General features: G+C 37.7%; 1 protein-coding gene. It reads left to right on the top strand.

What is annotated here, in order from left to right:
* Nucleotides 1-107: 107 nt before the first annotated feature.
* Nucleotides 108-631: hypothetical protein (locus HL054_RS22110; RefSeq protein WP_369141285.1), on the top strand; the 524-nt coding region annotated here is incomplete at its 3' end.

Consider the following 631-nt stretch of genomic DNA (forward strand, 5'->3'; position numbering starts at 1 on the left):
AAATTGCGGGGCTTACGATCGCTATGAAGTTATCCGATAATTTTCTGAATACCGTCAAAAATTCAAAATTCCTCAAAGTTACAACCTCATAAGAAAGGTGGCGGAACATGAGAATAAAACACAAATTTCATATTTCGCCAACCTTACTTAAACGACTTGAAACCCTCATAAGAGTAACAACACCAATCAAAAAGCCGGGAACTAAAAAATCAAAAGATAGTTACTACACGCTTGCTTGTTCATTCGATATTGAAACCTCAAGCGTAATCATTGACGGGCAACGTCAAGCCTTTATGTATTGTTGGACTTTCCAAATTGAAGACCTCAAAATAAGCGGGCGGAAATGGGAAGAATTTCTTCAACTGATTAACCTAATCAAAGAAACACTTGAGCCAAAATCTAGGCTTGTAATTTACGCCCACAATTTACCTTTCGAGTTTTCATTTTTCAGTGGTTTCTTTGATTGGGGAAAAGTTATGGCTCATGACCAAAACCATATTTTCTATGGTGAAACAGATAACATAGAATTTCGCTGTTCTTTTGCTCTCTCATGCCTTTCACTAGCGGGCGTGGGAAAATCCCTTGGACTTCCTAAAATGATGGGGGATTTGGATTATAGCAAGATTAGACA

Source organism: Modestobacter versicolor (assembly GCF_041028285.1).
Lineage (GTDB): Bacteria > Actinomycetota > Actinomycetes > Mycobacteriales > Geodermatophilaceae > Modestobacter > Modestobacter versicolor_A.